Origin of the sequence: Gottfriedia sp. NPDC057991 (assembly GCF_042886615.1) — a bacterium.
In the GTDB taxonomy this organism is placed as follows: domain Bacteria; phylum Bacillota; class Bacilli; order Bacillales; family Bacillaceae_G; genus Gottfriedia.
Genome location: NZ_JBHVQN010000002.1, coordinates 450,647 through 465,437, shown reverse-complemented (window position 1 = coordinate 465,437; position 14,791 = coordinate 450,647). Strand labels below are relative to the sequence as shown.

Below are 14,791 nucleotides of genomic sequence, written 5' to 3'. Positions count from 1 at the left end.
AGGATAATGAAATGATTTTACGTTTACTTTCTACATACTTTTTTTCATTAGAATATCTATTACTCTATTTAATCGTATTATTTTTATATGAATCAAAAAATCAACTGCCACCTACTTTGGCGTTCATTTGTATTTTTATAATTGGAAATCTATTTTTACTTTACTCATTACGAAAGTCTCGAGTATCACGAGTAATTCCGTTTCTAGCAGCCATTATTTCTGGAGGAATCAGTTACACTCTTGGCTTACATTCGGTTGCATCTATTTTATGTGCTAGCTTTATCTATTTTCGAATTGAGGCTTTTCTTAAAGACACTTCGTTATGGATCGAAGAACGAAATAGATTACAAATTATTTTTTATTTAACAAGTTTGTTAGTCCTCTTTTCTGGCTGGACTTCACATTATTCTTATATGAACTTGATATTATGGATCATCATCATTTTTACAATTCTATTTAGTTTAGGTAGATACTTTCAACAAGCAGTCACTACAAAAACCATTAAAAACTATCGAGGAATTATAGGATCTATTAGTATAGCTGTTCTGATTACTGGTATCATATCGTTAATCTTACCGATCTTAAAGTGGGGGATTTTTAAATTATTAGACGGTTTATTTAGAGCAGTTGGTATTTTAGGAACTCCTTTGTTTAACTATGTAGATCACATCACTATTAAAGAGAAAAAAAATAAGCTAAGTCAAAATTCAAGTGCTGAAGATAAACTTCCGCAAAATATCCGTAATCACCATTATATTTTAGAGTCGACTCCTACTTGGGTATGGTTATTATTACTGATTATCGCTTTAATCGTAATTTGGCTAATCATAAGAAAGCTTTCTTATATACGCAATAAAAAACATACTGTCCAACATGAAATCAGTATTGAATCTAATCCAATACCAGAACATAAGAGGAAAAAAAGACGATTTTTCAAACACTCTGCCCCAACAGAGCAAATCAGAAAACTAATCTTCCAACTTCAAAAATATGCATCTAAATACAATATGAGTCGACACCAAAATGAAACATTAAAAGAGTGGTTGGAGCGAATTCAAATGCCGTATGAAGATGAACTAATCAATGCATATAACTCAGTGCGCTATGGTAAAGGTGAAATAAAGGATATTGAGAAATACGAAGAACAAGTGAGAAGAATCAAGGATCGGATTAAAAACAAGAATAAAGAAGAAGATTAAGAACATAAAGAACCCAAACCTTGTACTTAGGTTTGGGTTTTCACGTTGTTCAAAAGTTGAGACTTCTAATAAATCTGCGTAGGTGCAATTAGTTTTGCTTAAGTGCAATAAAATTTGCCATTACTGCAATTAAATTTGGCAAATCTGCAATTAAAATAACCAAATCTACAATTAAAACTATGAAAACTGCAAATAAAGCTTGGCATCATGATGAAATAGATAATCAGATTCAAAAAAATAGAAGAAATAACAATAAATCGAGTGAGAATCGTTCAAAACTAAACATTAACCAGTAAAAAAAGCAAAATGGTGTTTTCTACTTACTCATAAAGGCATCATGAGTAACTTAATAAGCGATTTGTTCTTCCATACTTACTCATAAAGGCGGCATGAGTTACTTAATAAGCGATTTGTCCTTCCATAGTTACTCATAAAGGTGTCATGAGTAACTAAATAAGCGATTTGTTCTTCCATACTTACTCATAAAGGCGGCATGAGTAACTTAATAAGCGATTTGTTGTTCCATTCTTACTCATAAAGGCGGCATGAGTTACTATTTAAGCGATTTGCTGTTCCATACTTACTCATAATGGCGGCATGAGTTACTAAATAATCATAATGATGAAATTTACTTACTCATTAAATGTTCATAAGTCCAAAAAAAAAACACAATCCATACATTTAACTAGGTTTGTGTTTTCTCCTCTTTGTATTTAATTCTTATTGTAAACTTTCGTACTGATTGTATATTTTTCAATATTTTTCATATGTGGGTCGTACCCGATGCCTGGTTCGGTAGGTACGGTGATCATTCCATTTTCTACGGTTACTTCTGGCTCGATAATATCTTCAGCCCAGTATAATGCAGATGCTGCTGTGTCTCCAGGTAGAATGAAGTTAGGTAATGATGTGATTGCAATATTATGGGCTCTTCCGATTCCTGATTCTAGCATTCCACCACACCATAATGGAATTCCATTTTCCTGGCATAGATCATGTATTTTTCTTGATTGAGTTAGTCCGCCAACTCGACCAATTTTAATATTAATAATTTTACAGCTTCCTAGTTTTAGTGCTTTTCTAGCATCTTCTAGTGAGTGAATACTCTCGTCTAGACAGATTGGAGTTTTCATTCTTTCTTGTAAATCTGCGTGATCGATTATATCGTTGTATGCAAGTGGTTGTTCGATCATCATTAAATTATAGTCATCTAATGCAATTAATTGATCCATATCAGATAATGTGTATGCTGAGTTAGCATCCGCCATTAAAGGAATAGTTGGATAGACTTTTCTTACTTTATCGATCAGTTCAATATCCCAGCCTGGTTTAATTTTTAATTTAAATCTTTTATAGCCTTCTTCAAGTCGGTTGTCGATGATTTTAATTGTTGAATCGATTGAATCTTGAATCCCAATGCTTACTCCTACTTCGATTTCCTTTTTCGTTCCACCTAACGCAGTTGAAAGTGAAATATTTTCTTGTTTAGCATAAAGATCCCAAATAGCGCCTTCTATGGCAGCTTTGGCCATATAGTTCCCACGAATATGTGAGAAATACTTTTCGGAAAGTTCGTCTGGGTGGTTAATATCATTATTTAAAACGATTGGAATTAGATAATCTTCTAGAATATGCCAGTTTGTTTTTAAAGTTTCTTCATTATATAGTGGATCAAGCATCGCAACAGATTCAGCCCAACCTGATATACCGTCTTCGCTTATCGCTTCTAATAGAATGAACTCACGGTCATATTCAGTTCCAAAACTTGTTGTAAATGGATGCAATAAATCCAGCTTCATATGGCGTAATATTACTTTATTAATTTTCATTTCCGAACTCTCCTTTATTACTTTTCTATTTGTTCAGTACATAAAAATGAACTGGCATTTCCGTTTCTGAATTCTTAAAAAATCCAGTAACTTTCCATCCGCTTTGAAATAATTTTTTAAAGGACTCTCTAGTAAGCATTCGCCACTGGCTTGCAACTTTTATATTCGTTTCTCTAATTGTTCGGAAATCTTTTGGTACCGCAACAAAGGCTAAATCGTTATTTTCATCGATATCGTTTTGAATTGGTATTGGTATTCCGTCATTGTTTTCTTCCCATTTAATAAGAGAATTTTTAACAACTTCATCTAATTCAAATGGTCTCAAATTCTCTTTATCCTCTTCCCCTTTTGCAATATACCATTCAACTAGAAAACGGTCAGATGGAATTCCACTATTTAATAAGTCTTCCATTTCTCCATAACAGTTTTCAATATACGTATTACAAACTCCACCTAGCTTAGAAATATTTAAATAGCCATTTGCGGTTTCTAATGGATCATAAGTCCAAGTAATCAATTTATAGCCTAGTTTAATAGCTTCTTCTCGCTGGGCATTTTTAAGCAATTTTCCAATCCCTTTATTACGAAACTCTTGGTCAATTCCCAGCATATGTGAACAAAGATATACATTTTGTCCATCATATCCAGGAAAACTATATTGAAATCCAACCATTTTCTCTTCAAAATATGCACCTAATACTAAGCCACCATTTTTTGCTGCTGTAATTGTTTGATGAGTAGGAATCGAATCCTCAAATCCCCAAATTTTAGACTCTAATTTTCGCACCTGCTCCATTTCTTCTATTGAATGAAGGGAACGGATCTTAATTCCAGAATTAACTTCAGATTGATTCATTTCATTCACCTCTTCATTGTTCTTGTTCTGATGCTAATAAAACTGTTTGAGTTAAAATTTTTGCTCCATAATGAAGTGCTTCTAAATTAAAACTCATATGAGGATGATGCAACCCCGGAGTTAATCCACATCCTAAACCGACCATTGTCGCAGCAATTTGAGGATATTTATTTGTATAAAAATGGAAATCCTCACCACCGTTTGAAATGCATTCAGGCACTACGTTTTCATGTCCGATTATTTCAGCAATGGCTATTTCGGTAATTTTTATTGCCTGCTCGTTTTGTACGGCCGCTGGAACAAATTCTTCCATAGACCACGAAATCTTAGCTTTTGATTCATTCATCGTTTCCTCAAAAACCTCAACTGTACTCGCGTTTAATTGATTCATAATTTCATTTGTTTGCGCTCTAACATCAAGTGAAAACTTCACCGTTTCTGGTATCGTATTTGATGCTTCATTTTCAGTTTGAATTTGGGTCATTTTAATTGAATGAGGGATATCCGTATTTAAATTTATTTGCTTTAATTTATTTACTATTTCAGCAGCTACTTCAATCGCATTAATACCATCTTGTGGCCTAGATGCATGAGCCTGAACTCCTCGAATTGTACCTTTAATCGTTTCAGCAGAACCATGTATGATCACAGGAGATGCCTTTTGAAAAGGTACTTCTCTTTCTGGTCTTAAGTGGACGCCAAACAATGAAATGACATTGTCTAATGCACCATCTTCCATCATTTGAAGGGCTCCTTCACCCTTTTCTTCAGCTGGCTGGAAGATAAATCGAATCGTATGTTTTGGCTTTATACCACTTGCAGAAATGGCCAACGCTGCATATAAAACCATGGTACTATGAGCATCATGACCACATGAGTGATTTGCCATTACAACACCATCAACTTCTTGAACTAGTGCATCCATATCAGCTCTTAGCGCTACAACTGTATCATTTTGTCCCTTAATTTCAGCAATAAATCCAAAATGATTTTTAAACGATTTAATTTCAACTTCTGCACCATTCAGTCGTTCTCTTAAATACTTTGCTGTTTTTTCTTCATGCCAACTAGGCTCAGCAAGCTTATGTAAATCCCTGTAAGTTTTTAAAATAGTTTCTTGATTATGATCTAGATAAGATTGTGGATTCATAAGATAAGCTCCTAACTGTTTTTTCTATTCAATAAATACTTCATAGGTAGAATAAATTTTTTCCAATTTTTGTTGATACAGTTGAATTCTTTTTTTGTCTTTTTCATATAATCCGGCAATTACTAAATTTAATAGACTAATAACTGATGCGATTGAGTTAGAACCACTTTCCACATTTTCTTCTGTTGTTAGAACAATATCTGCAATTCGACCAATCGGTGATAATAATCGATCAGTAACTGAAATTAAACATACTCCATTTTCTTTCGTACATTCTGCAATTGTTAGTGTTTCCTTTGCATACCTTGGAAAAGAAAATGCAACAACAACTGATTTTTCTGTTAAATTACAAAACTTTTCATAAAAGTCACCTGCTGGAGAACAATACATTACATTACCTCTAATTGAGCTCAACGTATTTGAAAACCAATACGCAGCTATATGAGATACACGATGACCAACTATTAACACTTGATCCGCACAGGTAATTGCTTCAACAGCTTTTGAAATTTCATTAATATTCGAAGGTTGTAATAAGTTTCTTAAAATATTTATTTCATTTTCGATAATTTTTGTAAAAGTATTTTGACCTTCTACATTTTTTATCTCTTCTTTTTCTTTTAGATAATCGGCTTTACTTAAATGAATAAACTCATTTTGAACACATAACTGCAGATCACTGAAGCCTTCAAATTCGAGTGCATATGAAAGACGTATGACCGTTGTTTCACTTACATCAGCTTTTTTTCCAATTTGATAAGCAGTTTTAAAGGCACACTCCTCAAGATTTTCAATCATATAAGTCGCTACTTTTTTTTGACCTGGTGATAATTGTGAAAATTTTTCCTTAACTAACAATTTAAAATTAGGTCGCTCCATTATTTTTAATCCTTCCAATGATGAAGTTTATCCTTCACTTATTTTAAAAGTTGCAGTTAATACTTCTTTTCCTTATACATTATCATATCCCTAAATCAGGAGCAAGGAAAAATAGAAGTAAAGAAACACGAAAAGACCATAAAAAAAATAATGTAATTTCCTAATTGTTTTTCTGCTTTTAACCTAATAAATATTTGTAGTTTGTAGTTAATTGCCCTTACAATTTACCTCAATTTGAATTAACTAAAATAGGACTACTATTCAAAATTTGAATCCGGTCAAAAGCCGTAATCGTGTATACAAATAGTTTTCAAATAAGTTAAAAAGTTATTTGTATACCCTAAAACTAAGGAGGGGAAAATTTGAAAGTCTTAATCATCTGGCGTCTCTTAACAGTTGGTGGAGTAAATGCTGGCTGGAGGAATCGTTCAATTTATTTTAAAAAGTTTGGAATTGATACTGAGTTTCTATACACAACCGATCATGGTGGATTACACATAATGGAAGATATTGCACCTGTCTATTTAACGAAGGACGAAAACGAAATTATTGATATCATTAAAAACAATGCATATGACGCAATCATTGTAGTAGATACGGGATCAGCGTATAAGTGGTTACAAAAAGCTAAATATAAAGGTCCAGTTATTGTAGAAGCACGTACGCCCGAGCTTATTAAACTACAACCTCATTTAAAGAAATTTAGATCCATTGAACCTGTTTCTATTATTGTTCCATCAAATTATCAAAAAAGATTAGTTTCCATCTTAACAGATAATATCCCCATTAAAGTAATCTACAATGGTGTTGACACATCATTTTTCCATCCATTAGCTCAAGATGAAATCGCATGCGAAAATAATCCAATCCTTCCAAACAATAAAAAAATTGTGTGCTGTATCGGTAGAGTGGATAAACGAAAAAACTGGCCAATGTTAATCGAAGTTGCAAAATTGATCAAAAGTGAACGGTCGGATATTGAAATTTGGTTAATTGGAGGAGCTCAAAGCGTTCAGCGAGAGGATTTTGCATTAACTTGGAAAGAAGAAGGTCTAACCGATATGATTAAATGGTTTCCGGTTATTCCTTATCAACAAATGCCGCATGTATATGCAAAAGTACTTCAATCTGGTGGTTGTACGATTGCAACTACAAAAGTAGAATCATTTGGGAATACCTTTATTGAGTCTATGGCATGTGGTGTTCCAGTTGTTGCTTCTAATATAATGCCTATTTCAGAAATCGTTCTTCAAGGTGAAACAGGTATGCTTTTTAGAGGTCATGATGTTCAAGATGCTGTTAAAAAAATATATTCAATCGTTGATAATAAGAAGTTTCATGAAAAGCTATCACAAAATGCAATCAAACATGTTGAAGAAAATTTTGCTATTCATAAAGTGGCAGATATTTATCGCGAATATCTTCTTAAATTTGGTCAAGGCAAAAATAGTGATGTGATTCAAAATGATTGAACCAGTTTCCTATATTAAAAAACTAGAAGGAAAATCAAATGCTCATTTAATGACATTTAGTGATGGTAGAGATTATGTTGTGAAATATTTTAGATCCGGTTTTGAGAAAACATTACCAAACGAATGGATTGCCTATTGCATTGCTAGATTTTTAGATTTACCGGTTCCTTTTGCTCAAATCGTTTCTATTCCTGAAGAATTTACAAAAACAATACCGGATATAGAACCAGAAGATGTTCAGAATTCAAAGTTTCAGTTTGTTTCTTTATATGTACCTGAAACGTTAAATGGTCATCAAGTCGGCTCGGTTCCTAATATTTTAAATAACAATCAGCTTGCAGGCATCATTTTATTCGATTATTGGCTGTGTAATGGAGATCGTACTCGAAAAAACATTTTACTTCGCGAAGAAAGTTTAGATCAATTTAAACTTTGGATCATTGATCATGCTGAAGCATTTGGCTCTTACAGCTGGTTAGTTTCAGAGTTAGAAACTTTGCCTCAAAATATTATGAAAAGCTCAACTCATCAATTCATGTCCCAATATATATATAGTGAAGAAGAATTTAATGAACAACTGCAGATCATCCAAAGATTCCCGGTACTGCTTTTAGAAGAAATTGTAGAAGTAATACCTGATGATTGGTTAATATCAAAGGAAGACAAAAAGGCAATTGTCGGCAGATTAGTAAATCGTAGAAAAAAAATTCTCCCTTATCTTAAACATAAATTCGTCAAAACGATCTACCGTCCATTACATGAACAAAATGAATAAAATTATAAAAACGACTTCAAAGTAGTTTGGAAGTCGTTTTTTTATTTGTATTATGCTATCGAATTATGGACGGTTTACCAACTGAGTAATATTCTATTTTCTCACAATCTCTTACTCTGTCTTCCATTAGACAGTTTCTCCCGTCAAAAATGATTGGATTCTTCATTTTATTTAGTATGCTAGGTAAGTCAAGTTCTCTAAATTCTCTCCACTCAGTAACAATAAAAATTGCATCTGTATTAGTTACACATTCATTTATTGAACTAGCGAACGTTATATTGCTACCTAGTATTTTTTTTGCGTTTTCAATTGCAACAGGGTCATATGCAATGACTTCTGCTCCTAATTCTGTTAAAGAATTTATGATATTAATAGAAGGTGCTTCTCTCATATCGTCTGTATCTGGTTTAAAAGATAATCCTAGACATGCAATCTTTTTCCCTTTTAATATACCAAATCGTTCAATAGCTTTCTTTACGAGCAATTCACGTTGAAAATTATTAATCGAAATAGTTTCCTTTAAAAAACCAAATTCAATCCCATTTAACTCGGCTGTATGCAATAATGCTTTAACATCCTTTGGGAAACAAGAGCCGCCATAACCTATTCCAGCATATAAAAATGCTTCACCGATTCGTTTATCTTTCCCCATTCCTTTTGCCACATCTTCTACATTTGCACCGAGTGCTTCGCAAAGATTTGCAATTTCATTTATATAACTTATTTTGCTAGCTAAAAATGCATTGGATGCGTATTTAATCATTTCTGCACTTCGAATACTAGTAATTAAGATTGGTACATTTAATGGTTTATACAGTTCTTCAACAATTCTAGCAGACTCTTGATGATTGCTACCGATAATTATTCGATCTGCTTCCATCGTATCTTTAATTGCGGAGCCTTGTCTTAGGAACTCTGGATTAGAAACAACATCAACTACAATATCTTTACTACAATTTTGTTGAATAATTTCCTTTACTACTTCATTCGTTCCAACTGGAACCGTACTTTTTATAGCAATAATTACATCTTGTTTGATATTATTTGCGATATCAATCGCTGCACCCTCAAGATAGGATAAATTTGCCGCCCCATCTTCTCTTTGAGGGGTACCTACTGCAATGATAATAACCTTAGCATCTTCTAACCCCTTATCATATGAGGTTGTGAAAGATAATTTTCCTAACTTTATATTATTAGTTATTAACTCTTCTATTCCTGGTTCATATATTGGGGAAATACCTGCACACAAATTTTTTATTTTAAGTTCATTTATATCAATACAAGTTACTGAGTGACCAATCTCTGCTAAACAGACTCCTGTTGTTAAACCTACATAGCCCGTGCCTAATATCGAAACTTTCAAGTCAATCCACTTCCTGATTCTTCATATTTAGAGCATGATCAGATATGACCTCATTTAAAAAAGCAATTACCTCATCTTTTATATCTTCTCTATTAATCGCAAAATCAATTGTAGCCATTATAAATCCGATTTTATTTCCGATATCATATCGTTTACCTTCGAAATTATATGCTAAGACAAATTGATTTTTATTTAATTCATTAATCGCATCTGTTAATTGTAATTCACAGCCTTGTCCCACAGAAATTGTTGCTAAAACATCAAAAATCTCTGGAGTAAGAATGTATCTTCCCATAATTGCATAATTTGATGGGGCATCTTTCAATTTTGGTTTTTCAACTAGACACTCAACTTGAAATAGATTTGTATTTGTATCGTAAGTACTATCTTTTTGTTTAATAACGCCATATTTACTTACTTCTTCATCAGGAACATTCTGAACAGCAATAACTGGGGCATTATATTTCTCGTAAACATTAATAATTTGCTGTAAGCAAGGTGTTGTAGACATTACTATGTCATCCCCTAACAAAACAGCAAATGGTTCATCTCCTATAAAACTCTTAGCACATAATATTGCATCTCCTAAGCCTTTCGGTTCCTTCTGACGCACATAGAAGATTTTCACCATATTGGATATTTTCTGCATTTCTTCCAAAACAGTTATTTTATTTTTTCGAGATAATGATTCTTCTAATTCATATGATTTATCAAAATGATCCTCGATTGCTCGTTTGCCTCTACCACTAATAATAATGATTTCTTCAATTCCAGAAGCTACAGCTTCTTCAACGATATATTGAATAGTTGGTTTATCAACTATAGGTAACATTTCTTTTGGCAACGCTTTTGTTGCCGGCAAAAACCGAGTCCCGAGACCAGCAGCGGGAATAATAGCCTTGCGGATTTTCATTTAACTTGCCTCCAAACATTTGTTCATTATACTTTATATGTAAATTAAGGAGGACTTGTCACCATATATACCTATTACGAAGACTTAAAAACTAGCCTTTTTTGACCTACCAATTTACACCGCTCTCAATTAAATGCATGTATCAATATTTGCGTCTAAATAAATAAAATTGAAGTTTTTTTGTTGTTATTTGAACTAGTTTTGTGTCTACAACTAAAAAAAGGCTACCTCAAAAGTATTTAAACTCATGAGACAGCCCCTTTCTAATTAGACATTCCCCTCAAAATATCAGCGATTTCTGTTTCTATATGCTTCAGTGACACTAGTAATTCTCTTTAATCTAACAGGTTCGAAAGTAACTTTATTAGTTAGATTGTTCGATCTATTTTCTACTCTACTTACTGCATTTACACTTGCACTTGGTACGACTTTATCAGTTACTCTTCTAATTCGTCTTAATACTTTTGGATTCGTATTAGCTGTATATTCCTCAACTTTTACGACTACTTTATCTCTTGGAACCGATTTTGATTTCGCGACTAGTACTTCTTCCATTGGTTTTGTTTCAGTCTGAGTTAGATGCTCTGATTCTTCTACTTTTGGTTCAACAGTTGGTTCGATTATCTCTATATTTTCTGTCGTTGGTTCGATTTCTTCTATGATTTCTGAAGTCGGTTCTACTTTTGCTTCAGTTACATTATTATTAGCCCCAATCAACTGTGTATTTTGTACAGCAGTTTTAAATAGAGTTTGAGGCTCATATTGTTCTAATAGTTCTGGTGAAATAGATGAAGCATATTCAGTTTGGCTCCATGTAGATAGAATTTCATTTGCTACACGACTCCATAAATACTTCGTAACTGCAAGTTCTCTACCTTTTATTCCCATATTCTTCATTAGAGTTTTGTTTGATAAGATTTCTGTGATTTTCGTAGCGAATTCATCCGGAGCAACTGGATTTTCTACGATTAATCCATTCTCACCTGGAATAATGACTTCAGGATTCCCTCCTCGAGCGGTTGTTACAATTGGAAGCCCAGCTGCCATCGCTTCATAGTGAACCCTTGCAAGAGGCTCTTGCCATAATGAAGTACATACAAATAAATCTGCTACTGCAAACCAGTTGTGTATTTCAAAAGGTGATACAAACCCTGTTGTAATAATCGGTACATCTTGCTTTTTGGCAATCGCACGAATATAAGCAACATAGTCTGTAACATTATTTTGACTAAACCAATTGCTTCCTACGATGACTAAAGCTAAATCTTTGAAGGTTTTTGAAAGGGTTGGTAATGCTCTTATTAGACGGTCTACGCCTTTGTTTTCTGATAGTCTTCCTGCAAATAAAATAACCGTTTTATTTTCTAAACCAAACTCTTTTCTAAGTGTGTTTCTCGTACTAATCATTGCAGGATCATTACCAGGTAAGAAACGGTCAGAATCAACACCTGAGTAGATTGTTCTGATTTTATTTGCACTTTGAGGATAAAGTTCACGAATTACATTTCCTACATAATCACTTACTGTAACGATACTTGAAACTTCTTCTAATACTAAATTTGCTTCATCAACTGCGATTTTCCCTATATTAAACATGTCATTATGCATGCTTAAAGTGATTTTTGAATTTGGTGCTACTTTTCTAATCGGGAGGACAAGTCGTGGTCTGTTAAAAATGTGGATTAAATCAAATTGATTTCCTTTAATGTATTGAACTACGCCTTCTCGATATAGTTCTAATACTTTACCTGGCACACGTACATAATGTACACCGTCAATTGTTTCTTCATCTGGTAATGATGGATCATTAACACCTAGTACTGTTATATCGTGTACTTTACTTAAATAAGGTAAACTTCCTGCAATATAAGTCTGAATCGCACCGCCTAAAACTGGAGGTACTGGTAGGTTTTCTGTACATACCATTAATATTTTCATTCTTTTCCACTCCAGTCGTTGCGAACTTCATTCAATGTTGCCCACTTTGACTGCTCTAAGTCAACGATTGATTGAATTAATTGTTTAGTCGTTTCACCTAAAAATAACTCTGGTTCATAAAGTACTTCTTTAATGTTTTTATAAAATTCATTTGGCATTGAAAAATCAATCATTAATACTTCATATAATTCTTTAGAAATTGGATTTGCTTCGTGATATGCGTTAATCATTTCCCTTACCCATGTAGCATCCCAAGCGAATAAATCAGACATTGTACCAGATATCAGTTTTCTAAGATCACGAATTGGCAAATCATATGCAACTCCATCTAAATCAATAACCCACATTCCACTTGGTCCCATTTGACCATTTGACCAGCCGTAATCTTGGTGAACTAGGCCCCAGCTTGCGTTTCCTTCATTTACCATATTAAAGTAACCCGAATTGTTTAGGTCTTCCATACTCTTTCTTGCTTGTTCTTGAAATAGATCTATTACATTTAATAAATCCTGACTAGCAGGCATTTCATCATAAGCCAAGGCAATTGTTCTGAACCAATTCATTTTGTTAAATATTTTTTCATAACTTTTTGGCCACTTGTGCAATCTTGATGCAATTTCTGCTTGAATCGGTGGTACATAGCCTTTACTTAAACGATGAAACTCACCAAGTGCATTACATAACTGCTTAGCACCTTCTAAATCTTTAGAAACCGGTGCCAACTCTTCAATCCATTCTGCAACGAACCATAGTTTTCCACCAGCTTCTACATATTCCTCGCCATCTCTAGTTCGTACAATGCTTGGAACTCTAGCCTGTTGAACCTCAACTAAATACTTCTGAGCTCCTAAACTAAACATACTTCTAGTTGGTCTTCTGTGTAAAAGCTTAAAACTTTTTGGACCATCGTTTGTTTCAATTTTCCAAATCGCTCCGCCTTTGTCAGCTTTCGTCGTAATTACTTGCATGCTATTTACTTGAAGGTCATAAAACTTAAGTACTTCAAGCCCAATTTTTTCAATATATTCAGGCACATAGAATTCATCATGAATAAGCTCATCGACAATCCATGGCTCAATTATTATATTATTCAATTTCTCCCTCCTACTTTTTAGAGCTCATAAAAAAATTCACATTTCTTTTTAATGAAATGTAATAAATCGTTACTTATTTACTCTTATTGCTCTAAGTGTATTAAGACCTAATGTAATAATATGATTTTGTCCAAGTATTGTGAGGGTATATGTGTATTCTATTAAAAAAGTATTTTCCTTAAACTAGTTATATACATATTTATATTTGTATTCGAACTTTGTCGTTTTCTCCATCATATGATATTCCAAATCTTGTTAGATAAGGAGGTTTTTAACATTAAAAAAGCTAATACTATGCGCATCTTTATTACCGGATGTGCCGGATTTATTGGATTTCATCTAAGCAGGCGCCTATTAGAACAAGGTTTTCAGATCATTGGAATTGATAATCTAAATGATTACTATGACAGACGTCTAAAATTTGATAGATTGGAACTTTTAAAGAAATACGAGCATTTTAGTTTCATAAATGGCTCAATTCATGAAATGGAGCTACTAGAAGAGCTCTTTGCAAAATATAATTTCGATCTAGTCATTAATCTAGCAGCACAAGCTGGGGTGAGATATAGCTTAGAAAATCCAGGGTCATATATCCAATCAAACCTTGTAGGTTTTGCCAATATTTTAGAGTGTTGTAAAAATCATCAAATTAAACACCTCATATACGCCTCTTCTAGTTCTGTTTATGGTAATAATAAAAAAACTCCCTCTTCAATTAATGATCGAGTTGACGAACCAATTAGTTTGTATGCAGCCACAAAAAAATCAAATGAATTAATGGCATATTCATATAGTCATACGTTTAATCTACCTACTACTGGATTACGTTTTTTTACGGTCTATGGACCATGGGGTAGACCAGATATGGCATTATATAAATTTGCTAATTCAATTACTAACGGACAACCAATAGATGTTTATAATTATGGGAATATGAAACGGGATTTTACTTATATTGATGATGTAGTTGAATCAATTGTAAGAATCATTATAAATGGGCCACCAAATGAATCTTCCTCGTTTTATAAACTTTATAATATTGGTAACAATAGTCCAGTGAAATTAAACTATTTTATTGAAGTTTTAGAAAAGCAACTTGGTATAAAAGCAAATATCCGATTATTGCCGATGGTTACAGGAGAAGTACTTGAAACATATGCCGATATTGATCAACTCGTAAATGACATTCAGTATAGTCCAACTACTTCGATCGAGGACGGTATTGCTAAATTTGTTAAATGGTTTAAGGAGTATAAAAGATAGACTAATAATTTATGTAAACAAGGTTACAAATGAAAATAGCCACAAGGATTTTAATTT

General features: G+C 33.1%; 12 protein-coding genes. 4 read left to right on the top strand and 8 right to left on the bottom strand.

Features of this window, described 5'->3' with window-relative positions; genetic code table 11:
• Positions 1-11 precede the first annotated feature (11 nt).
• Positions 12-1,199 carry a hypothetical protein gene (locus tag ACFVR2_RS09665; protein ID WP_387361161.1) on the top strand — a complete coding sequence of 396 codons (1,188 nt, stop codon included), beginning with the start codon at positions 12-14 and terminating at the stop codon, positions 1,197-1,199.
• Between the two features lie 713 nt (positions 1,200-1,912).
• Here the strand turns inward: ACFVR2_RS09665 and menC are convergent.
• From menC to ACFVR2_RS09645, 4 genes are read right to left on the bottom strand one after another with little or no spacing between them, the layout of a single operon-like run.
• The gene (menC, locus tag ACFVR2_RS09660) at positions 1,913-3,028 is read right to left on the bottom strand and encodes an o-succinylbenzoate synthase (RefSeq protein WP_387361159.1); all 1,116 of its coding nucleotides are present in this window, start codon (positions 3,026-3,028) and stop codon (positions 1,913-1,915) included.
• 25 nt (positions 3,029-3,053) lie between these two features.
• The gene (locus ACFVR2_RS09655; RefSeq protein WP_387361157.1) at positions 3,054-3,884 is read right to left on the bottom strand and encodes a GNAT family N-acetyltransferase; all 831 of its coding nucleotides are present in this window, start codon (positions 3,882-3,884) and stop codon (positions 3,054-3,056) included.
• 13 nt (positions 3,885-3,897) lie between these two features.
• A complete protein-coding gene (locus ACFVR2_RS09650; protein ID WP_387361155.1) occupies positions 3,898-5,034 on the bottom strand; it encodes an amidohydrolase in 1,137 nt (378 codons plus the stop codon).
• 24 nt (positions 5,035-5,058) lie between these two features.
• Positions 5,059-5,913, bottom strand: coding sequence for a MurR/RpiR family transcriptional regulator (locus ACFVR2_RS09645; RefSeq protein ID WP_387361153.1), 855 nt, complete (start codon positions 5,911-5,913; stop codon positions 5,059-5,061).
• 362 nt (positions 5,914-6,275) lie between these two features.
• Here ACFVR2_RS09645 and ACFVR2_RS09640 point away from each other — a divergent pair, with 362 nt between their 5' ends.
• Together ACFVR2_RS09640 and ACFVR2_RS09635 are read left to right on the top strand one after the other, a co-directional pair.
• Complete coding sequence (locus ACFVR2_RS09640) at positions 6,276-7,385, top strand: glycosyltransferase family 4 protein (protein ID WP_387361151.1); 1,110 nt, start codon at positions 6,276-6,278, stop codon at positions 7,383-7,385.
• On the top strand, positions 7,378-8,160 hold the full coding sequence (locus ACFVR2_RS09635) for a HipA family kinase (RefSeq protein ID WP_387361149.1): 783 nt from the start codon (positions 7,378-7,380) through the stop codon (positions 8,158-8,160). The genes ACFVR2_RS09640 and ACFVR2_RS09635 overlap by 8 nt, the downstream gene beginning before the upstream one ends.
• Positions 8,161-8,215: 55 nt before the next feature.
• On the opposite strand, the gene ACFVR2_RS09630 is transcribed toward ACFVR2_RS09635, so the two are convergent.
• The 4 genes from ACFVR2_RS09630 to ACFVR2_RS09615 form a co-directional block, all read right to left on the bottom strand.
• A complete protein-coding gene (locus tag ACFVR2_RS09630) occupies positions 8,216-9,526 on the bottom strand; it encodes a UDP-glucose dehydrogenase family protein (RefSeq protein ID WP_387361147.1) in 1,311 nt (436 codons plus the stop codon).
• Position 9,527: 1 nt separating this feature from the next.
• On the bottom strand, positions 9,528-10,439 hold the full coding sequence (galU, locus tag ACFVR2_RS09625) for a UTP--glucose-1-phosphate uridylyltransferase GalU (RefSeq protein ID WP_387361145.1): 912 nt from the start codon (positions 10,437-10,439) through the stop codon (positions 9,528-9,530).
• 288 nt (positions 10,440-10,727) lie between these two features.
• Positions 10,728-12,377: a glycosyltransferase family 4 protein gene (locus ACFVR2_RS09620; RefSeq protein ID WP_387361143.1), complete on the bottom strand. Its 1,650-nt coding sequence runs from the start codon at positions 12,375-12,377 to the stop codon at positions 10,728-10,730.
• Positions 12,374-13,471 (bottom strand): CotS family spore coat protein, encoded by a 1,098-nt coding sequence (locus ACFVR2_RS09615; protein WP_387361141.1) that lies wholly within the window; start codon positions 13,469-13,471, stop codon positions 12,374-12,376. The genes ACFVR2_RS09620 and ACFVR2_RS09615 overlap by 4 nt, the downstream gene beginning before the upstream one ends.
• A 294-nt stretch (positions 13,472-13,765) precedes the next feature.
• Between ACFVR2_RS09615 and ACFVR2_RS09610 the strand changes: the two genes are divergently transcribed.
• A complete protein-coding gene (locus ACFVR2_RS09610; protein ID WP_387361139.1) occupies positions 13,766-14,734 on the top strand; it encodes an NAD-dependent epimerase in 969 nt (322 codons plus the stop codon).
• Positions 14,735-14,791 lie beyond the last annotated feature (57 nt).